General features: G+C 59.3%; 15 protein-coding genes and 1 pseudogene. 1 reads left to right on the top strand and 15 read right to left on the bottom strand.

Features of this window, described 5'->3' with window-relative positions:
- Positions 1-6: 6 nt before the first annotated feature.
- The 10 genes from ABE960_RS14525 to ABE960_RS14480 all read right to left on the bottom strand — a co-directional run bounded on the left by ABE960_RS14525 (position 7) and on the right by ABE960_RS14480 (position 14,028).
- The gene (locus ABE960_RS14525; RefSeq protein WP_349763016.1) at positions 7-2,928 is read right to left on the bottom strand and encodes a DUF1156 domain-containing protein; all 2,922 of its coding nucleotides are present in this window, start codon (positions 2,926-2,928) and stop codon (positions 7-9) included.
- Positions 2,929-2,936: 8 nt separating this feature from the next.
- On the bottom strand, positions 2,937-6,488 hold the full coding sequence (locus ABE960_RS14520; RefSeq protein ID WP_349763015.1) for a helicase-related protein: 3,552 nt from the start codon (positions 6,486-6,488) through the stop codon (positions 2,937-2,939).
- Between the two features lie 25 nt (positions 6,489-6,513).
- A complete protein-coding gene (locus ABE960_RS14515) occupies positions 6,514-6,807 on the bottom strand; it encodes a BrxR family transcriptional regulator (RefSeq protein WP_349763014.1) in 294 nt (97 codons plus the stop codon).
- 12 nt (positions 6,808-6,819) lie between these two features.
- Complete coding sequence (locus ABE960_RS14510) at positions 6,820-7,422, bottom strand: WYL domain-containing protein (RefSeq protein ID WP_349763013.1); 603 nt, start codon at positions 7,420-7,422, stop codon at positions 6,820-6,822.
- Between the two features lie 239 nt (positions 7,423-7,661).
- Complete coding sequence (acs, locus tag ABE960_RS14505) at positions 7,662-9,611, bottom strand: acetate--CoA ligase (protein WP_349763012.1); 1,950 nt, start codon at positions 9,609-9,611, stop codon at positions 7,662-7,664.
- A gap of 319 nt (positions 9,612-9,930) precedes the next feature.
- On the bottom strand, positions 9,931-10,353 hold the full coding sequence (locus ABE960_RS14500; RefSeq protein WP_349763011.1) for a hypothetical protein: 423 nt from the start codon (positions 10,351-10,353) through the stop codon (positions 9,931-9,933).
- 237 nt (positions 10,354-10,590) lie between these two features.
- The gene (locus ABE960_RS14495; RefSeq protein WP_349763010.1) at positions 10,591-11,031 is read right to left on the bottom strand and encodes a hypothetical protein; all 441 of its coding nucleotides are present in this window, start codon (positions 11,029-11,031) and stop codon (positions 10,591-10,593) included.
- A gap of 435 nt (positions 11,032-11,466) precedes the next feature.
- Positions 11,467-12,504 carry an AAA family ATPase gene (locus tag ABE960_RS14490; protein ID WP_349763009.1) on the bottom strand — a complete coding sequence of 346 codons (1,038 nt, stop codon included), beginning with the start codon at positions 12,502-12,504 and terminating at the stop codon, positions 11,467-11,469.
- 334 nt (positions 12,505-12,838) lie between these two features.
- Entirely contained in the window at positions 12,839-13,093 is a 255-nt protein-coding gene (locus ABE960_RS14485; RefSeq protein WP_349763008.1) for a hypothetical protein, read from the bottom strand.
- A complete protein-coding gene (locus ABE960_RS14480; RefSeq protein WP_349763007.1) occupies positions 13,090-14,028 on the bottom strand; it encodes a primase/helicase family protein in 939 nt (312 codons plus the stop codon). The genes ABE960_RS14485 and ABE960_RS14480 overlap by 4 nt, the downstream gene beginning before the upstream one ends.
- 953 nt (positions 14,029-14,981) lie before the next feature.
- Between ABE960_RS14480 and ABE960_RS14475 the strand changes: the two are divergent.
- A pseudogene (locus ABE960_RS14475) lies at positions 14,982-15,214 on the top strand (response regulator); the annotation flags it as partial.
- A gap of 81 nt (positions 15,215-15,295) precedes the next feature.
- On the opposite strand, the gene ABE960_RS14470 reads toward ABE960_RS14475, so the two are convergent.
- The 5 genes from ABE960_RS14470 to ABE960_RS14450 form a co-directional block, all read right to left on the bottom strand.
- The gene (locus tag ABE960_RS14470; RefSeq protein WP_349763006.1) at positions 15,296-16,582 is read right to left on the bottom strand and encodes a tyrosine-type recombinase/integrase; all 1,287 of its coding nucleotides are present in this window, start codon (positions 16,580-16,582) and stop codon (positions 15,296-15,298) included.
- A 1,582-nt stretch (positions 16,583-18,164) separates the two neighbouring features.
- Positions 18,165-19,136, bottom strand: coding sequence for a transporter (locus ABE960_RS14465; RefSeq protein ID WP_349763005.1), 972 nt, complete (start codon positions 19,134-19,136; stop codon positions 18,165-18,167).
- A complete protein-coding gene (locus ABE960_RS14460; RefSeq protein ID WP_349763004.1) occupies positions 19,133-19,675 on the bottom strand; it encodes a C39 family peptidase in 543 nt (180 codons plus the stop codon). The genes ABE960_RS14465 and ABE960_RS14460 overlap by 4 nt, the downstream gene beginning before the upstream one ends.
- A 305-nt stretch (positions 19,676-19,980) precedes the next feature.
- The gene (locus ABE960_RS14455; protein ID WP_349763003.1) at positions 19,981-20,424 is read right to left on the bottom strand and encodes a hypothetical protein; all 444 of its coding nucleotides are present in this window, start codon (positions 20,422-20,424) and stop codon (positions 19,981-19,983) included.
- 877 nt (positions 20,425-21,301) lie between these two features.
- Positions 21,302-21,754, bottom strand: coding sequence for a universal stress protein (locus ABE960_RS14450; RefSeq protein WP_349763002.1), 453 nt, complete (start codon positions 21,752-21,754; stop codon positions 21,302-21,304).
- Between the last annotated feature and the right edge of the window lie 121 nt (positions 21,755-21,875).

Below are 21,875 nucleotides of genomic sequence, written 5' to 3'. Positions count from 1 at the left end.
TGCCTCCTAAAGATCAAAGCCGACCTGTTCGCCAGCATGCCCGGTCTCGTGAGAAGCGGCGACAATGGCATGCCAGGAGCCAATCAGCTCGTTGTAGGCGCGCGCCTCATCGGCCCACTTCTTGCGCTCGCAGAGGGTATAGAGGTGGTAGGCCAGCTGCCGGATCGCCTCGCCCTTCTCAGGCATCTTGGCCAGCAGCTCACCGGCGGCGGATTCACCATGATTCTGCAGTCGGCGGATCATCTGGTGGCAGGCCTCCCACACCGGTGTGCGCTTGTCGGCGGCGGGGTCCCAGTCGGATTCGTACCCGCTCCACTTGAGCAAGCGCACCTTGCCAGCGCCGGACTCAACCACACCAGCTTCCTTGACGCCATCTACACTGGTGCCCTTGGCACGCGCAAGCGTATCGGCCTCACCAAAGGGCCCCGAGCTCCAGGCGTATTGGTCGAACCAGCTGGCACAGAATTGGGTATCCGCATCGAAGTTGCCGGAGTCCGGCGTCAGGAACTCGGTAATCGCCCGGTTGATCAGCACCAAGGCATCGTGGACGCTCATCAGCGAGCCATCCTGGTTCAGCACTGCCTCATACTTGGAGTAGATGGCCATACCTGGGCCGATGGCCGCCTGAGCCAGGTCCACCGGCGCGATGGGTGCCTGTCCTGACTGGCCACCAATCATAGCTTCCAGCGCCTCAGGCATCTCTTCACGCAGTTGACGTTGAAAGTTTCGGCGTGAAGTAGTCTCGGCCACAGGCATACGTTTACGGCAGACAAGAACAATGGAAGATGCTAAAGCATTCGAGTTTAGCCCCCTGAGCCTACCTGAACCTTCGGTTCTCATCGGCCATGTACCATGAATCTCCAAGCCAGACTCAATCACTGCCGCCAAAAATGTTTCCCATCCTGTATTACCCGCACCAACCTCGCTTTCGTTAACTTGCTTGAAAGCATAATAAATAGTAATAGGGAAGGCAGGATGCATCTCCCAAGAAATCTTCTTCATAGCCTCCTTCATGCCTTTCATAAAAAAAGACTCAGCCACATCACGACTTTCATGCCTATGAGAAAACGCAACCAACTCCTCTGATTTGGGAACAGCAATAGTTGAGAAAATGTCCGGCCACATCTTCCTTAGTCCACGACGCATCCAGACATAGAAAAAGTCAGAAAGATCTGCATAAGGAACATTGTCATAATAGGGCGGATCAGTAGACACCACCTTATTCTTACTTATATCCTGAAGAGTTGCATCAAACTGAACAGCACTGCCAAGCTGGTTAGCTGGCAGGTGAGCTATAGACTTAGCACCCTTATCAATAGCTGTTAGGAAGCTACCACCAGCCGAGGCAAAAGGGTTCGCTTCCGCATAATCCCAAGTCATTTGTATTGCTTGTCTCGCAAATGTCTCCCTAAACGCACCTCTATCGTTCATCCATGAGGCAACTGTAGACCCAATATTTTCAACCTTACCTAAAGCAAAAACCAAATAAGAGCACACTGCCTGTGCATATGCTATTGAACCACGCCCACCCATGGACAAAGGCGCTTCATCTTCATCACCATTGACATCCCTAAAGTCCTCTTCAATCTTACCCTCAACTTCTCCAATCAGTTGAAAAAACTCATTTAAAGCAACAAGCTGTCTTTTTGTAAATAGCTCAGAAAACTTTTCGATCCCATATGGTTTAACACCTAAGTACTGTGTACTCCCAGATATTGGCAGATTCGGCTCCCAGTCCGGAACTGCACTCTTAGCAATCTCTTCGTGTTCAACACTAGGTGAGATATAGACTCTCTCTCTCTTCCCTTGCAACACGATCCCCATGAGCTTGCTGCCAATACGACCAAGCTTACCCTGTTCTTTAACATATTTATGCCCAATGGGGGCGCCAGAAACTACGCAAGAGAAATTTGCACCACGAGAAAGTTTGTTTCCTTTTTTTGCGCTGTCAGGTGCCTCGCCTCTTCTAACTACGAACCTCCAGTCACGACCGTCTGCCTCCACCTCTACATAGTGATCATCACCCTTCTTCTTTGACAAAAGATAGGTTGAAGCCAATGGAACCCGCACATCTTCAAAAGCAGGGCTAGGGCTATTGACTGTTTTAACCCAAAGCCATGCTATTACAGTCAATTCTTCGTTTGCATACATTTCAAGGTCAGGTCGCTCAGCGATTATCTCCGGATTTATCTTGACCTTGGGGTAGAGGTGCCCAATCCGCTTGAAAGCCTCTTCATGCATCCAATGGCCGTAACGACGTACATCTTCAGCCAGCCCCCTGGCGCCCGACCAGTACTCAGTTAGTCCACTGCCCGGCCGCAAGGTATCTTTGCCAGTTGTATCCTGTTCAGGCAACGGCCCCACCGGCGGTTGGCCGGCAAACTTCGGTGGAATCTCGATCATCGCTTTATTGATCATCACCGCCACGGGATTGAGATCCGAAGCATGACTCTCGAGCCCAAGACGTTGGGCTTCCAGCGGTATCGCACCACCACCGGCGAATGGATCATGAAAGGCCGGTAGTTTCTCAGGATCGAACAGCTCCGCCGCCTGAGGGTGGTTGCGGTTCAGGTGGCAGGTCTCCCGCCAGCTTTCCCAGATGGCCTCCCGGGCGCGGCTCAACACCTCTTCGTTGTTGGTGTTCTCCCACTTCACGAAGTCACGAATGATATCGAACAGCTTCTCACGCTTTCGCTCGGCTTCCTGCTTGTTAACGCCGTAGCCCAGCTCACGCTGGTATCCAGGGTCGTTGACCAGCTGCGCAAACAAGACCGCTCGTGCCGCCGCCAATGGACGCCGCGCCCACCACAAATGCAAAGTGCTAGGGTGGCCGTGGCGGATCGACTTCTCGCGAGCAGCAGCGGCATTGATATCATCCAGCGGCAGCGCCACTTCGATGAGTTTCTTGGGAGATTTGATGTCGGTCATCCGGTTCCCTATAGCGTCTGTTGTGGACCGGCAGCTTTGGAAAGCAGCTCGCCCAGGTCATAGTTGATGCTGGCCACGCCGAAGTCGGGCTCGGTGGTGAAGGGGCTCTTCACGTAGTGGGGGCCCTCGACGCTGTCGCGATCTACGATGACGATGGCCAGCCAGAATTTGTCGGCCTGGTTGAGGCCGTAGATGATCTCGTTGCGCGAGACGGTGATAGTGGTCTGCCCCTTTGCGCGGCCCTTCACCTCGATATGGCGGTCGGTCAAGATCGAGCCATCCGGGTTGGCCGGGGGGCGAGCAGTCACGTCCCAGCCGCACTTCTGGTCCGAAACATCGAACACCTGGTGGCCCATAGCCTGCTCGGCGTCCATCACCGCCTGCATGGCCAGCTGCTCGATACGGGCGCGGGCCTGGGCATCGACGGTGAACTCGGTCTCGCCCTTGCGTTCAGCCAGCATGCCCTGGGGAATCACCAGGGCGCCGCCGATCACCACCGGAGTGCTGGAGACCACCTGCTTCATGGCATCGAGCTCACGGCGGCGCTGGTTGAGGCGTTCGGTCAGTTCATCGACCCGCCGGCGCGCCATCTCCGGCTGCATGCGCGGTTGCTTGCCGGCCTTCATGTCGTCGGTGAGCTTGATGTAGCGGTCGGACCAGTAGTTGATCTCCTTGACCAACCGCTCGTTGACGGCATTGAGCACTTTGTCGGCGTGCCGCTCGCGGCGCCCTTTCACCTCGCGGAAGTGATCGGGTACCAGGGCCTGTACAGCATGGTTGAGCGCCAGGGCTTCCAGGTCGCCGGTGATCCATGGCGCCTTGAGCACGTCTTGAACGAGGTCGAGGTCATGGTCATCGATGGGCTGCATGTCCAGATGCGGCGCCCAGCCGGCATGGGTCTCCCTACCCTGCTCGTCGATCTCCACGAACTGCAGTCGGCGCGAGACCACCCTAGGCGAGCCGTTGCTCTGGTTCTCCACCTCACGCACTGAATGATCGACCATAAACAGTACCTTGGGCGTGGTACCGTCGTCGTTGGGATCTACCAACACGGCGCCCTGCTTGAGCTTGCCGCGGTGGGCCTGCAGCATCAGGTCGGTGGTAGCATGCATCAGCGGGTGCATGGGATGGATCAGGTCGGCCATGGGCTTGCCGGCCAGGCGCACGTGCTCCTTCTCGAAGCAGATGCGTTCGTACTTCCTGAGCACCGGGGTGCGGCTCTCGCCGATCACTCGGTCGCGCTCGCGGATCGCGGCGGGCACGTGACGCACCTCATAGCGGCCAGGTTCACGGGGGCGCAGCTCGCCGCGCACCATCTGAAACGCTTCGGTAAAAAAGGCGCGGATAAAGTAGGGCTGCAGCTTGCGCGCTTCGGCCTTCTCCATCTCCTCCTTCACCGCATAGAGCTCGTCCAGGCCCATATGCTGCTCAACCAAGGCGTTACGTCGGATGATCTCGCGCAGGTGATCGGTATCCAGGGCACCTTCGATGACTTGCTCCAGGCGCGACTTCACCTCGTCGGACTCGCCATAGCGTATCGCCTCCACCAGCAGATCTTTGAGCGAGGTGTTCTCGAAGGCCTCGCCGAGAATGTCGAAGACCTTGCCACCGAGAGCACTCTTCTCCACCTCCAGCTTGTCGAACAGCTTCTGGAACACTGCGCCCTCACGGGTCTCGTTGGCCACTAGGTTCCACAGGTGGCAGACCTCGGTCTGGCCGATACGGTGAATACGACCGAAGCGCTGCTCCAGTCGGTTGGGGTTCCAGGGCAGGTCGTAGTTGACCATCAGGTTGGCGTTCTGGAGGTTGACGCCCTCGCCGGCGGCATCGGTGGCCACCAGCACGAGTACGTCGGGGTTGTTGCGGAACTGCTCCTGGGCCTTGCGGCGGTCGTCGCGGTTGGTGCCGCCATAGATGGTAATCACCGCCTCGGGGCGTCCCAGCAGGCTGCGAATGCGGTCGACCAGGTAGTTCAGGGTGTCCTTGTGCTCGGTAAAGATGATCAGCTTGCGGCGGTTGCCCGACTCAGAAATCATTTGCGGGCTGTCCTGCAGAAGGTGCGAAAGCTCCTCCCACTTACGGTCGTTGCCCGACTCCACCAGCTGTGAAGCCTGCTCCTCCAGGTCCTTCAGGATCAGGATCTCGGCTTCCAGCTCGGGTACGGTCTCGGCGGCGGTGGCCTGATCCACCACCTGCTCGGCATAGAGCTCGTACTCCTCGGCACTGAGCTCCTCATCCAGTTCATCAAAGTTTTCTGGCAACTCGATCTGCTTCTGGATGGCGTAAGTCCCCAAGGTGGAGGCCACACTGCCTTCCCGCACCGACTGGCCGCGCGCCATCAGCTTCATCTCGTTGAGCTTGTCTTCCAGCTTGCGCCGGCGACGCTTGAGCGACTGGTAGATCGCCTCGGGGCTGGAGGCCAGCCGCCGCTGGAGCTGGGTGAGTGCGAAGCCCACGGTGCCCTTGCGCTTACCGGAGAGCGCATCGGCACGGTTCATCTCGTTGCGCACGTAGTCAGTGACCTGCTCATAGAGCACAGCCTCGGCGTCGGAGAGGTCATAGTTGGCGGTGTAGGCGCGACGCTCTGGGAACAGCGGAGTGCCATCGAACTTGAGCAGCTCCTCCTTGACCATGCGCCGCATCATGTCCGAGACGTCGACCTTGTGGGCGCCTTCACGGAACTTGCCGTAGAAGCGGTCGCTGTCGATCAACGACAACCAGATCTGGAAGTCCTCTTCCTTGCCGTTGTGGGGCGTGGCGGTCATCAGCAGGAAGTGGCGGGTAATCGTGCCCAACAACTCGCCGAGCTGGAAACGTTTGGTCTTGTTGACCTTGTTGCCAAAGTAGTTGGCCGATAGCTTGTGGGCCTCATCGACGATGATCAGGTCCCACTCGGTGTTGGCCAGCTTTTCCTGGAACTGCTCGTTGCGGGAGAGCTGGTCAAGACGACAGATCAGCTGGTCCTGCTCGTCGAAGTAGTTACCGGACGCGCACTGCTCCTGCTTCTCTCGGCTGAATATCTCGAACTGCACCCCAAACTTCTCCAGCAGCTCATCCTGCCATTGGTCGGTAAGCCCTCCAGGGGAGACGATCAGGATGCGCTTGGCGTCGGCACGCATCAGCAGCTCGCGGATCAACAAGCCGGCCATGATCGTCTTGCCAGCGCCTGGGTCGTCGGCCAGCACGAAGCGCAGCGGCTGACGGGGGAGCATCACCTCGTAGACGGCGGAAATCTGATGAGGTAGCGGCTCCACGTTGGAGGTATGCACCGCCATCATGGGATCGAACAGCGCCGCCTGGCTGATGCGGTAGGCCTCCAAGCCCAGCTTGAAATCGGCGCCCGGCGCATCGAAGGCCCATGGACGGCCGGCCTGTGCCAGCGAGAGGTTGGGCTCGTTGTCTCGGAACAGCATCTGCTCATGAACGGCGCCCTGGCTATCCTTGAAGTAGACGGTCAGCGCATCGGTGCCCACCGGCACCACCGCCACGACGCGGACCACCTCATCGGGCTTGATACCGCGGACCTGAGCGTCCTGCTTGATGTCTTCCAGCTTCAGCATGCAGTTCCCTCCGCAGTTCGGCGCGTTATACCGGCTCAACGTGATCGTAACCAGGGGCCAGCCGAAGATTCTTGACCCCATACAGGGCCGGTGCATTGGCCAGAGCCAGCTGGTACTCCGCCCCCTGCAGCGAATGACCGGGCGAGCAATCCACGTTCCAGCGCCGAAGCAGGTAGCCGGCCAGGGCAGCACGCAGCTCCACTTTCAAGCTCCCCTCGCGCATGGTGTAGTAGCGCTCAATGGCCTGAGGGTGGCCGATGTTGGGGTGAGGAACCAACTCCAGCTCGACGAAGCGGTTCCACTGACGGTCCTGCAACATACCCTCGTGTTCCTATGCAACGCTCAGTTCGAGCACAGCAGCCGACAGTAGCCGCGTGAGTACGAAGTCGCGAATTAAACCGGAGTGGCGATCGAAAGCCCGCACATGCCAGCGCAGGCCGTTATCGACCAGGGTGTGAGGCACAATCTCGCGCCGGGCCTCACCGCTGGAGCGCGACACATAGCGAATCGCCAGCGCACTACCCTTGTGAATGGCCTCGCTGACCAAGTCCACCAGGGTGAGATCCGGCTGGTTAGGCTGATGGGGCATCTCGCAGCGCACCGACGTCGGCAGTGTGCCAAGGAAGCCGTCGCCAAGCCCCTGACACAGGGTGCTCAGGGTACGGGTGGTGTCGTAGTTGAACAGCGGGGCAAATGCGCGGACACGGACGTGCAGGCGCTTCGACTTATCGTAAACGATGTTGGCCGGCGCTAATTCGTGATAGAGCGCGAAGTCCTTGGTGGCCTGCGTCGGCGCGATGGCGAAGAGCTTCATCAGGTCGTCGCGCCCCGCCTCATTCTTGAACATCAGGGTGAAGTCGATATGGCCTAGAAGCTCCCGCTGCGGCGTGGAGTGCGACGCCAGCGTGATGGGCTGGTGTGATGCGTTAGGCACCCGCGGGCCTCCTTGGCGGCGACTGTGACCTGGCGAGCATAGCCTAGTAGATAAAATTAGGTAACATGACAGCAGAAGAACTTACCCTGTTCATTCACTCCGTCTCAAAAATATTAGTTCCTTGATATATAATGGTTTTCTACCGATCTGCTATTGCTATCACATCAGCCAAAGTCTGCAAAAAACCGGCCTCGCAGGGCCGGCTTTCTTGATTAGAACATTTCGCTCGGAGTTTTATATCAGCGATTGGCGCGATGCTCAATCAGCTCATCGACCACAGAGGGGTCCGCCAGCGTGCTGGTGTCGCCCAGGCCATCGCACTCGTTGGCAGCAATCTTGCGCAGGATGCGGCGCATGATCTTGCCCGAGCGGGTCTTGGGCAGCCCCGGAGCCCACTGGATGACGTCCGGCGAGGCGATGGGACCGATGTCCTTGCGCACCCACTGGGTCAGCTCCTTCTTGAGCGCGTCGCTCTCCTCGAAGCCATCGCCCAGGGTCACGTAGATGTAGATGCCCTGCCCCTTGATGTCGTGGGGGAAGCCGACCACAGCCGCCTCGGCCACCGCCTCATGCGCCACCAGCGAGGACTCGATCTCGGCGGTACCCATGCGGTGACCGGAGACGTTAAGCACGTCATCGACGCGGCCGGTGATCCAGTAGTAGCCATCCTGGTCACGGCGACAGCCGTCGCCGGTGAAGTACATGCCCTTGTAGGCGGAGAAATAGGTCTGCACGAAACGCTCATGGTCACCCCAGATGGAGCGCGCCTGACCCGGCCAGGAATCGAGGATCACCAGGTTGCCCTCGGCGGCGCCCTTGAGCTCGTTGCCCTCGTTGTCGACCAGGGCCGGCATCACGCCGAAGAACGGAAGGGTCGCCGAGCCCGGCTTGAGGTCGGTGGCACCTGGCAGCGGCGCGATCATGATGCCGCCGGTCTCGGTCTGCCACCAGGTATCGACGATGGGACACTTCGAATTACCGATCACCCGATGGAACCATTCCCACGCCTCCGGATTGATCGGCTCACCCACCGAACCGAGCAGACGCAGGCTGTCACGCTTGCTGGAGTCCATGACGTTGTCGCCATGGGCCATCAGCGCCCGCACCGCGGTGGGAGCGGTATAGAGGATACTGACGTTGTGCTTGTCGACGATCTCGCCCATGCGGCCATGGGTCGGATAGCTGGGCACACCCTCGAACATCAGGGTCGTGCCACCGTTGGCCAGCGGCCCATAGACGATGTAGCTGTGGCCGGTGACCCAGCCCACGTCGGCGGTGCACCAGTAGACCTCGCCGTCCTGATAGTCGAAGACATATCGGTGGGTCATGGCCGCATGCAGGAGGTAGCCACCAGTGGTGTGCTTAAGCCCCTTGGGCGCGCCGGTGGAGCCCGAGGTATAGAGGATGAACAGCGGGTCCTCGGCATTCATCTCTTCGGCCGGGCAGTCGGTAGACTGCTTGGAGACGACATCCTCGTACCAGACATCGCGACCCTCGTGCCAGTCGACCTCGCCGCCGGTGCGCTTGACCACCAGCACCTTCTCGCACACCTCGGTACCGTCACGTGTCAGGGCAGCATCGACATTGTCCTTGAGCGGCACCTGCTTGCCGCCGCGCACGGACTCGTCGGAGGTGATGATCAGCTTGGACTGGGCGCCGACCACGCGCTGGGCGACGGCATCCGGCGAGAAGCCACCGAACACCACCGAGTGCACCGCACCGATGCGGGCACAGGCCAGCATCGCCATGGCGGCCTCGGGAATCATCGGCATGTAGAGCGTGACCACGTCGCCCTTGCCGACACCCAGTTCCTTGAGACCGTTGGCCAGTTGGCAGGTCTGCTCGTAGAGCTCACGGTAGGTGAGCGTCTTGTCATCCTTGGGATCATCGCCTTCCCAGATGATCGCCGGCTGGTCGCCGCGGGTCTCGAGATGGCGGTCGAGGCAATTGACGCTGGCGTTGAGGGTGCCGTCCTCGAACCAACGGATATCCACGTTGTGAGAGTCGAAGGAGGTGTTCTTGATCTTGGTGGGAGCCTTGAACCAGTCGAGGTGCTTGGCCTGCTCACCCCAGAAACCCTTGGGATCTTCGACCGACTCCCGGTACATGGCCTGGTAGGTGGCCTTGTCGGCGTTGGACTTGGCGGCGAAGTCGTCACTTACCGGATAGACTTTCTGCTGTTCGGTCATGGAAATGCCTCTGTCCTTGGGGTGGCCCCGTCAGATGAGTGAAGCCGGCCAGCATGCCATTGGCATTGCGTGCGCGTTTTACCGGCATCATTGGAAAGTAGTCCCAGCATACTCCCGCCCATAGCGACTTCCCTTTAGACATTGGTATGATAACATTCCTTTTTTATAACAAAGACTTAAAAACCTTTTTAAACACCGAGCCGCCAAGATAGACCAAGGTCTGAGCACAGTGCTGTAATCAGTAGCCGCGCCCTCGATGGGCCAGCCTATGGAGGAGCTCGGTGAAGTCTTGCTATCAGCAGCCAGTATAAAGTTTGGTTCATCTCTCTTTGCCGGGAAACGCGGCACGGATCTTCAGGAAGAAGTACGCCGTGTCGCGGTACCCGTTGGTGAACACGGGCTTGGCATGATCATGCTGCCGAAACCGGCCATCATCCACCTCCAGCAGATAGGTGTAATCCTTCTGGTATCGCAGCTTGCGCAGGGCGATCAACAGGTGGCGCTGGATGACCCGCCTTTCCAGTAGCTCATGCAGGGTGTCTGCGAAAGGCTGGTCCAGGCGCGGCTCCAGGAAAGCCATCTCGGTGTGCACCGATCGGAAGATTTCGGAGTCTTTGCCCCCAAGGTAAAGACTAACGGTCTCGCGCCGTTCCCCTTCCCGCTGATACAGCACGCCGAGTATTTGAATGGCCGCCCAGGCATCCGACGCCTTGCAAACCGATTGCTTGCGATTTAGCGCCAACAGGGTCTTTGCTAGCTGATAGCCGGCATGGTCTTCCTGGTTGGACTATGCATTGGGCACCGGTGGCACGCTCTGCAGCAGGCCGGCCCAAGTTGCCGGGGGAGAGGGGGTGGCCTCGAGGAGCTCCTCGACAAGGCGGGCAAGCAACCGCTCGAGGGGAATGCCATCCGGGTATTCGGAAAGCCGTTCCAGAGCGAAGCTCAGAAGGGTCGCAAAGCAGACATGCGAGAGGTCATTTCAATGGTAGGCCCACCATCCCGAAAGGCACTCCTCGAGCGTCGGCGGCACACGCAATGGAGAACCATTCGGAAGTGCGCCAGAATACAGCGCCCAGCGAAAGTCCACCGGACTGGGGGTCGCGCCAGACTGCTGGGTCACCGCCAGGATCAGCGCTAGCGACTCACGGCGGGCGACATCAAGCAAACGATAGGCCTCCAGCGCCGAGGTCGGCCACACCTCCAGCAGGTGCGGCAATGCATCGAAGATATTGTCCAGCGCGATATCGAAGGAGTCCTGTGTCTCCTCCACGATGTCGTTGCGGCTGTCTGTCACCCGCATAAGCGCCTGGGCATCGTCGTTCAGGCCGGCCGCTTTCTGGCGCAGCACCCCCGAGACAATCTCCGCAAGGTAGTCCGCCTGCGAGGCGTCTTCGATGTTCGCCGTGGCGCTAAGGTCCATGGGAGCCACGGTGGCACAGACGTCCGGAACGTTGAAGGCTCCCTCCACCAGCGACGAGTCCAGCGTGTAACCAGGGTTTCGCTCATAGTGGGTCAGGAAAACATCGCTGAGGCTGCCGAGTGCCTCATTCAGGTGGATGCGAGCCGCACCAGCGTCTCAGCCTGATGGCACCCTGCCTGGGGGCTCTCGGCATGCTCGAAGCAATCGGCGATAGGGGGTGGCCAGGCCGAGGCGTGCCTGACCCTCCCTGGCCAGGGAGCGGAATTCATCGCGTGGTGGTGTGAGTCAACAACGCATACGCCTGGATCGGGAGGGGTTGACCTTGGTAGCTGCCGTCCGAAATAGCCGTCCGTCCGGTTATAGAAAACCGGACGGACGGACACGGACGGTTCGTGACAGAATCGGACGCAAACCGGACGCAAACCGGACACGCTTTCATTCCACCAATTCCACATAGGGCGGCACCAGTCGCACCTTCCCCGCGCTATCCAGACTGTTCTTCACATCATGGAAACGCTGGCGCTTGAAGCCTTCATCGGCCAGAGCATCGCGCCAATCGTCGATCAGCACCTTGGCGTCTTCGGGGTCACTACCATCGGGCGCCAGCCGGTCGCGGTGGGCATCGTACAAAGCACGCAGCGCGGCCAGCGCCTTGGTCTGGTTCTTCCCCCTGCCTGCCTTCCCCCTGGCGGTCGGCTGATAGTCACGAACAGGGTTCAGGGCGGCGCCCCATACGTCCCCGCCTTCATCGTCCACCATCGGCAACTTCACGCCTTCCAGCTTGAAGGCTTGCAGCTTCGGAAGGTCGGCATCTTTCATCTTGGTGGCCTCCAAGCAGACGATGCCCGCTCCATCCTTGGCCACGCGGTATTCAGCATTCACAGCGCCCTTCAGCACAGTGCTTCCTCTGGCGCCCCTGGCGCTGTCTTTCCCGCTGTGATGTACCACACAGACTGTCGCCTGCCAGCGCTGGCGCATGGCGTCCAGGGTGCGAATGAAGGCGGCCATGTCGACACTACTGTTCTCATCAGCGGGGCCAAGGTTCCGAGACAAAGTGTCCACCACGATAAGGGCGGGCGCCTGGCCGGTTTCCCTGGCCCTGGCTTCCACGGCGTCCAAGACTTCAATCGCGCTTTCCCGATCAGCCAGGCTGGCGGCAGCATGGGACACGAACAACGGCGCCACTTTCAGGGACACATTACTTGCCAGTTCCCATGCCTTCAGGCGGCGAGCAATACCATTATGGCCTTCACCAGCCACCACGAACACGGCCCCTTGCCGGGTCGGATGTCCATGCCAGGCGGTACCGGTCGCCACGCTGGCGGCCCAATCCAGGGCCAGAAACGACTTACCGTGACCAGGCTCGCCAAAAACAAGCGCCAGAGAATCAGCTTCCACGAATCCCCGCACCAGCCAGGCTACTGGCTTCAGGTGGGCCACCATGTCACCAGCGCTAGCGAAGCTAAAAGTCATCGGACTCTCCCAGTTGCCTCGCGGACCGCATGACGACAAGCGGATTGCCAATCACCTGGCAGTCGCGCGCAACTCTCAGCGATCGCTCTCCGTTCAGCCTTGGAGCTGTCATACGTGTCATGAAAAGGAAGCAATTCCAGGACCCGCCTGATACGACTTCGCCGGCACCAGTAGGAGGCCTGGTAGAAATGGGTAGGGATGGTGACGCAGCGGCAATAGGTGCATCTCACGACGAATTGTCCATCCCTGCCTCTCAGGAATATCTCCCTGGCCGCCTGCTGGATGACGCTGTCTGGGTGGTTGATCAGTATACGATCGGATAAAGAAATCCAGCTCATGATATGGCCCTCCCTGCTTCTGCGGTGGAGGCAAAGCTTTCGGCGGCCTCCAGCCACTCGAGTACATCCTTGAGCCGGTAACGAATGGCGCGGCCACGACGTACAAAGCGTGGCCCAGGCCGACCCAGCAGGGTGCCGGTACAGCGCGCCTTAAGGGCGGTGGTGGGCTGGGCGGGGATCAGACCTGGGAATACGGCTCTCTCGGGCAGCTCGATCAGTGCTGGATCGATGCCGTCGCGGTAGTGGCTCACTTGTCACCTCCCAGACGACAAAGGCGCACGTCGGCAAAGTCGGTGCAGGTCTTGCAGCCCTCACAGAAGCTCGGCATCAGCAGCGTGGCGTCGATGGCCAGGGCCGCATGGCGGGCCGCAACTCGGCCTATGTTGGGCAATCCGTGGGCGGGCAGGTGGTGGTAGTCGTTACCGCAGATGGTGATTTCCGCCTCAGGGAGACGCTGACGCAGGCCAATAGCGACCTCTTCCAGGTACGCGAAGTTACGGGCGATCACGACCGGGCAGCCCATGGCCTCGTATAGTGCAGCCGCGTTTGACCAGCCCTCGGCCACCAGCACGCGCTCGGCGCCAGACAAGTCGCCTATTAGGCTCGCCACACCTTCAAGGCGACCGCCGGGTAAGGTGCGCTTGCTGCCATCGGGAAAGATACGCTCCAGGTTGACCAGCTCGCCCTCGACGTACATGGGCATCAGCAGCATCTCGCCGCGCTGGCGCAAGGCATGGGGCGGTAGCCGCTTGCGGGCGAGCCAAGGATGTGACGGATCACCAGGGCCTGCCTCAGCCCACCAGCGGCGCGCCTTCTCGGCTGCCTGGGCCCCTCGCTGCTGGCGCTCGCGGTCGCGGCGCTCACGGTAGCGCATGGCGTCCAGCCGGGCCTGGGCGGCGGCCTCGGGATCGCTGGCGCCGTGAAGCGTCACCACCTCATTAACGTCCTGGTGCCAGATGCCAAAGCTCGCGGCCAGGGGTGAGTGGATGCGATACCAGCCGTTGCCGTTGCCCTTGGGCTTGTCGGGCGCGTCGAATCGCTCGAACCGCCCTGACGCTCTGGGCGCCAGCGTCACGCCATGCCGGGCCAGGGAGACGGCCAGCGCGGCCTCGATGGTGGTATGATTGAGGGGCGCTTTGGTATGGGTCCGGCTCCTCTCGGGGGACCGGGCCTTTGTCGTTTCCAAGTGCATGTTGCCTCCTGCTTCTCAGCGGTGGTCATGGTGTTGACTAGGACGAATCGCCGCGGCGAGCCAGCGCCAGGCGGCGGTCAGAAGATGCGAAAGCTCAAACATGGCGCTCCTCCAGCGTTTCGCACAGAAAGTCGGCGCGGTAGAGGATTGAGTGCTCATGGCAGTGGGGTTGGGTTGGGTTCATACAGACACCCCCTCGGCAGCCTTGGCAAGCCAACCGTCGAGGTCGACTTGCAAGTACCTGACGTTTCGCCCGAGGTGAATATGCCGGGGGGCCGGAATACCGCCGAGGTAGCCACTCCAGCGTGAGTGACGCAGCGTGGCGGGGGCAAAGCCCAGGTAGTCAGCGGCTTGACGTTCGGTCCGTGCAGGGTTGGCAGACATGGCCAGCTCCTTTTTAGGAGCCAGCAGGGTGGGGAGGGAATCAGAACCGGCAGCAGTGCTTACTGAGGGTTCAATTTCAACAGCAGCACTGCTATGATTGTCGTCAAGCCTACGGGGATACCCGAAGGTTTATGCTCTTTCACATGACTGCGCACTGCTCCTGCCGATGTTGACGCATCGGGCTTACGGGGGTGGTGCGTTTTCATGTCGAGCATCTGCTATTCCCTTCCGCCTGCTGGCGGGTGGTGGCTCCGGAATCCCGAGTCTTTGGTCGGAGGAGGGATTACGGGGCCTTCTTATACTGGCTGGATAGCCAGTAGATCTGTACTAGTCTGCTGTGCTTTTTCGCCTTCATCAAGTGGATAACTTGTGGATGGGCTGTGGACTTCTCTGGGGTAGAATCGGGCATCTCGCGAAGCCTCGTAGTGGGGGCCTGGCGACACCCGCCGTCGCCATCTCGCGACGGCACGGCTTGATCGTGGTTTTCGGGTATCTTCCTGGCGTTGGCTCCCGACAACGGGAGGCCGCGCACCGCTCACCTGCCCGCCAGGATGGAACAGAGGATGGACGACAGCTTGCAAGCCCAGGAACAGGATCATGCGCTGATCGTCGAGGAGTTGATCATCGAGGACGATGAGCGGCTGGCCAGCCTGACCCTCGAGTACCTGGAGTCCAGCAGGTCAAGGCCGACGGAGCCCGCGATGTCGAGCGGATCCTCTCCCTGCTGCCGGACCTGGTGATCTTCGATCTGATGCTGCCCGGCGAGGACGGCCTGTCGATCTGCCGCCGTGTGCGAGACAAAGGCTACCTCTTCGCCAGGGATCACACAGTCATGTAACAAGTCTCTTGGTTGTGGGTTTTCCGCCACTCTCGCTGTTCATTCCATTGCCCGCCGCATCGGGACAACGTTCTTTGGGTCATGGGCTACCTGACTCTCGATCAGCTCTCCCCACGCTTGCCACGCCCGACGCTGCTCCTCGGCGTACTCGGCACGCTGATAGGTAGCAACCAAGGAGTCCTCGGGGACGTGGTTCAGCATCCTCTCGATCACATGCGGCTGAGTCGCACAGTATTCACCCAGGCCAGTCGCAAAGCTCCGACGCAGGTCATGTGCGCTGAAGGGCACCATGTCGCCTAGAGGCGCTTTTTTGTCCCTCTTGCGAGTCTTCCGGCCCTGCAAGCGCAGGACTGCAGTCGTAATGGCGTTGGCACCGAGAGGCTGCCCCTCGACGCGACCAGGAAAAACAAACTCCCCGTGTCGTGGAAGGGATAGGAGAAGCCCGACAGCGGCGGTGGACAGGTAAACAGTATGGGCCTTGCGGTTCTTCGCGTTGCTGGCTGGGATCTTCCAGATACCGGCATCAAGGTCGATGTGCCCCCACTTGGTCAGCAACAGCTCGCCACGTCGCTGCCCGGTGAGAATCAGCAGCTTGATGGCGGCGGCGGTGGATGATGCCAGGCGGGCTTGCTCAATGGCGGCCCACAGTCGGCCTAGCTCGGTGAGGTCTAGCTTCCGTTCACGGGGTGCGGACTTCGACGCGCCGACTTTCGACGGCTCGATACCGTAAGCAGGGTTGTTCTCTACCTGCCCCCTGGCTTCAGCGAAGTCGAACATGGAACGCAGTAGGGTAAGGCACTTCCTGGCCTGCTCTCGGGACTGGGTGGCGGCCACATCAGAGATAGTGCCTTTGATACGCTGGCTATCGACATGCATCACCAGCAACTCGCCGAGATGGTCTTTCAGGTAATAGTTCCAGCGCCATGCTGTCTGCTCGACAACCGTTTCAGACGGAGGGCGCTTGGTGCGCGTCGAGGGAGTCTTGGCGTAGCTGATAATCCACTTGGCGAACAGCTCGCCCATGGTCCAGGCGGCCTGATTCTTCTCCTTGCGCTCCTTGCGTACCCGTTTCGGGTTGATGCCTTGAGCGAGCAGGTTAGCTGCATCTTTGTGGGCTTCGCGTACTTCCTGAAGGCCCATGCTCGGATAGCGGCCGAAGCTGTAGCTGTCCTGCTTACCATTGAATCGATACCTGAAGTACCAGCTCTTCGAGCCGGATGGCTGCACTCGGATCGCCAGACCGCCACCGTGAGGCGACTTCACGCTCTCCCAGTAGACGCCTTTCTCTGGCTTCAGAGCTTGAACCTGACGGTCGGTGGTTATCATGGCTGACTCCAAGTCGAAACCACATCGGTAACTGCTCTTGGAGTCTATAACCACAGATAACCACAGACAAGCACAGACGGAGAAAGTTAGAAAATCTATTTAATATCAATGGTTTTTTGTCTATTTTCGTTTATCAAGATCTATGAGTTTTGCTTTCGGGAGGCAGAGGTCGTAGGTTCGAATCCTGCTACTCCGACCAGAGAACACAGTAAAAACGGCCACTTAGCTCATCAGAGCGGTGGCCGTTTTTCGTTGCCCTCTACTCTAGGTAGCAAATAGGTAGCAGCCAGCAGAATCTAGCAAAGCCAGTTAGCCCACGACAACCAGCTGACGCCTTGCCCATCTCGTCCTGCTGCCTGCCCGGCAGCGGGTGGCCATCGCCGGCCCGGCAGATCCAGCACCTCAAGAAACCTCAACATTCATATCGACGAGCACTGGCTTGATCCCTCGCGAGGGGGTTTTTCGGTTAACGATACAAGCAAATGGCCGCTCCGGTAGCAGGCACCAGCGGCTCAAGAATCAGTATGCCCCCTGCCCGTTGCCGGAGCTTGCTTCAAGTAGTTGGCTATCAGCCGGTCGATGTATCAATGTACTCGACCTTGTCACCGCATAGCTTGACGTAATCCATGCCGATGCGGTGGTACAAGAACAGGTGGCGGCAAGTGCTACGTGCTGGGCAAAGTGTTGAGCTGAACGCTGGGGGTATCAGGGGCCGAATAGCTGGAAACGCCTTCTCCCTGGAAAGCCTCGCCTCCCGAGCACTGGTCGCTGTAAGAGCCAACGGGGCATTTCATGACCTGCGCCTGACCAGCCAGTGGCAGCAGTAAAAGAGAAATCGCGATGTGTCGCATACTGTCCTCCTAAGCAGACTTACCAAGGTGGCAGCCTGCCAAGGGGGCCGCAGACCCGATTGGATTTCGCTTACGTCTCATGTCGGCAATATCTCACATACCATTTTCCAACTCCGGGCCACGCTTAGATTGGCGCGTCTCGCGGCCTCGCCGCTTAGGGCGCGCCGGAGGGATCGCCGCACGGAAGCGGCATGGCCATGGACGGCCACCCCCACGCCTCACGCACCTTCACGCACCTTCACGCACCTTCACGCACCTTCACGCACCTTCACGCACCTTCACGCATATTAAGCTTGCTGACGCATTCAGCATATGAACCTTTGCCTACATCCCTGAGTGCGTACCAATGCTGCGTACCCGGTGCGTACCTATTGCTGCGATCCACGCGCGAACGTAAAAATTCTCATCATGCTGGCGCTGGCCAATAGAAACCGAGTAGTGATTCGCCGCCGCTGTGAGGACAAAAGCCAGGACGGCTACCGGGCGACTTGAGAGTGCCGGATGGTCACCAGGCAAGTGTCGTGCGGGTCAGAAATCTGCCAAAGGTGGCAGGATTCAAACCTACGGCACGACTGCCAACGGGTAAGTTGCGGACCGCTTGCATGCGGGGAAGCGGTTGGGGCGTTGGTGAGTGTCTTTTTCCTCTTGACGGTATCCATTCGGTTCAGAGTTCGTCTTCCTGCACTTTTCAGTGCCCCCGTTACGCCAACGCCGGATCTGGCATAAAACGGCTAGAACCGCATTGGAAGCGAAACGCCAAGACCGAAGTCGGGGCTTTCATCGGTGACACCGAAGACGCCGGATATGTTCAGGAACAAGTCCTTGTTCAGCAGGATACCGGCGCCCAGGTTGACGCTCGCAACCGTGGAATCAGATCCCGGAACCTTGACCCCATCGACCTCGAGTTCCTGATTGAAGGAGACACCCACGCCCGTGCTGAGCGAAATCTCGGGCGTGACTGCCAGCGAGGTGCCGACGTTCCCACCGAGAGCATCCCCGTATCGCAGGTCCGTCCTCCCATAGACAGTGCGCGCGAATGTGCGGGTGTAGGACAGGCCGCCGTAAAACGCGACGGGATCGATGGACTTGGACATGGATAGTCCGCCGCGCAACCGGTGGAACCCGCTGCCCAGTGGTATGTCTGTCTCGGTGAAATCCTTGCCTGTTGGCGCCCTGTATCTGAGATTGGCGACCAGCGAAGGCCGTGTTCCGTCCTGCGCCCAAATCTCCTTCCACACAGAGACGGACACGTCACCCGGGCCCGAGTTTCCGCCAAGGGACGTGTCCCGCTTCAGGAAGGGTATGCCGGCCCCGATCATCCAGCCGCCCTGCAGCCCCATGCGACCATCGAGGGACGCGCTGTAGGTATCAGAGCCGCTGGCGGAATGTGTCCAGCCGATGCCGGGCGCAATCTCATAGCTGCCGGGCGGCAGGACGGCGATGCCTTCGCGCACAAGCGCACGCTCCAGCGCGCGGGCCTCATCGGGATCATCGGCGGCGCGTGCCGGTGCAGGTGCCGCTATGGCAGGAGGTGCCGCCACCGCGACGGCCTGCGCTTCGCCCTCCAGCGTGCGAATGCGTTGCTTCAACAACTCGTTGATGCGGACCTGCGCGTCCAGTTGCGCCTGGAGCTCTTGCACCGTTTCTGCGGCGGCAGGCCCCGCCAGCACGAGCGCACATACCAGAATGGGTAATGCTCTCATTTATTGTTCTCCAACATGACAAAGGCAATCCCGTCGATCCAGGCATTTTCGAAGCGTTCGCGGCTCATGGTGCGGTTGCCATAAGCCGGATCGGCAAGCCGGACCTCGCCCTCGGGCGTCAGCCCCTTGAAGACGACGTAGTGGTTGTAACCATAGAAATCGACGGCGACGATGGGCGCGTCGAAATAGCGGACATCCTGGAATCTCAGGTCGCGGAAGCCGGTGGCGGTGTAGCCGCGCTCTTGGGCATAGCGCTTCATGTCGAGCATCGAGAACCCGCCCCGATACCGAACCTTGAGCGGTTCGGTAAACTTCAGCATTCCGGTCGCCACCTCCCGTTCGGTTACCGCATCGTCAAAGGTATAGGTAAACACGGTGGCAAGGGCGGCGGCGGCACAGCTTGTGTCCCACTGCTGCACCACGACGCCTGCTTCGCGGATTTCCTTGAGCGACACGACTGGGCCGGCATGGCTCGCCTGTGGGTGCGACAGGGCCATAGCGAAGGCAGTTATCAAGATAGTTACAGGAAAAAATCGCATCTGATGTCTCTGAAGGCGGATCGCCCAGAACCACCAGTAGACTATGGATTTGGGTTTGTCAGTCGCCAGAACGTCGATCAGGAAGGTCGTCGAACGTGCAACCCGGCTTTATCAGCGAAACCGGAAGGAGCAGTCAGGCTCCTCCCGGTTCGAAATGTACGTTCGACGTTAGGGCATATAGTGTAGATACACTCACACACTCTGAGGCACTGAATGCGCGCGTGCGTTGCCCTTCCGGACGTAATTGCCTGAGCTTAATCCCCACACTAGGTTGTTAATAGACTAAATGGGGCTAAACGGGCTAATCAAAAAAGAGGCAATACTCCAAATTCGATCACCTCAGCTGCAGGAGCGTATGTTGGAGGGGTTGCTCCATTGGTGTCTATCTCTTCGGGGTCGCCACCGATCGTCGTGTAGAAAACGGGATGCTTGTTGCAGTCCTCACTACCGTCGCAGGCATCTCCCCCATACGTCATGTCAAGTGCTGGATTCCCGTAATAAAGAGTGTCGCTACATGGGTTCCCATCGCTGCATAGATTGGGGGTGGTCAGAAATAATGCATCGGAGTCGTTGAGCTCAACGACAACTGATTCAAGGGCACCAACTGGATTACTTGTTCCGGCGATTACGACATCAAGAGCCTGATCATCCAAAATTGTGGGCGCCTTGGCCCCGTCTGCCATGGCCATGGCAGCGCCGGTCAGGCCAATGGCCACGGCGGCGGCAATAAGTGTTGTTTTGATCAACATGTGTTTTTCCTCAATGCTGGTTTCGTTTTAGTTGGAATATCCAGCAAAGGAGGCAAAGAAATCCCCGTGCTGCCTGGGCAAATTTATACTCAAATTAGAACAAGTCAAGCTATTTCAATAAACCGGATATTTTTTCTGGGCGTCTCTGCAGGCCTTTGAAGGCCCCTTTCCCCCTTTTTATACCGTCAAAAAACTCTCCCTAGCCGGAAATTATCCGTTTATTTATTTATACAAATACATTTGCATGGCTGGCAAAAACCATGGCAATCGACTGCCATGATTCCACCAAAATAAACCAGGTTGACGAAGCAGTGCCGCGCAGAGTGCCTCCCATCCGTAAAGCGAACATTTGCCAACATATAAAGCGCCCATGCGGGCGCCTTGGCTGGTGAGTGATTGACTGGTGCGTGAAGGGAGTACGTGACGCCCGCGCGCGTACTGGTCGAAAAATCATCAGAAGGCCAGGCACAGCGAAGGCGCCCAGCCCGGGGCGCCATTTGAGAGCCATTGACTGTTTTCACCCCCCTCCTAACGGGTAAATAATCATCAGACTGACACCGCGCCAGGTCGTCGCCCAGCAAGCCGACGGTCTTCTTCGCCACCACTTTCGTCATCAGCGAGACGTCATCAGCGAGACGTCATCGAGGATGGTGGCGATGTCGTCGATCAGGGAAGGTAGACCGCTGCCGACCAACGCGGGAACTCCCTGGGGGCTTATCGACAGCAGAATGACTCACTGTCGGGAGAAAAGAGGGTGTCGGGAGTCGAGGGCAGCGTGGTGGCACCACGACAGACCGCCGGCGTGATGGCTGTCGGCGGGCTCAGGGAGAACGGGGCGGAGAGAAACAGGGCCTGAAGGGAAAGGGGCGAAGGCCCCTCAGGTCACGGTGATGACGGTGCAGGCGGCAGTGTGGCTGACCTTGTGGGAGACGCTGCCGAAGACCATGCCGTGCATGTCGCTCACTCCGCGACTGCCCATGATGATGGCATCGACGCCGAGGGCCTCGGCCTCTTCGGTGATCAGCGAGGCCGCTTGACCCTGGCGCAACACGTCCTTGACCTCGATGCCCGAGAGGTCGACCTTGGCGTGGGCCTGCTCGAGAACCTTGTGGCCATCTTGCTTCATGTCGGCCGCCAGCTTCTCGCGGTCCTCCTCGGTGAAAGGTTCGGGGGTGCCACCGAGAAACAGGCCGAGGTTGTCGGGGGGAAACTCAACCACGGTCATAAGATGGAGCGTAGCGCCAGTGCTGCGGGCCAGTTGCGCCGCCATGGTGAGGGACTTCTCGGAATGGGGGGAGCCATCGATCGGAACAAGGATTGACTGGTACATGAAGGGTCTCGGTCCTGTGCGGTTGGAAAAAGGGGCCTCGGCCGGCCCTTTACCTTAAAGACTAGACGCTGCCACCATTTCGGCAAATACCGATATACCCACCGACACCCTGAGCAACGTC

The sequence above is a fragment of the Halomonas aquatica genome, assembly GCF_040196335.1.
In the GTDB taxonomy this organism is placed as follows: Bacteria; Pseudomonadota; Gammaproteobacteria; order Pseudomonadales; family Halomonadaceae; genus Halomonas; species Halomonas aquatica.
Note: the sequence above shows the minus strand (reverse complement) of the source record. Positions and strands in the feature narration are given on the sequence as shown.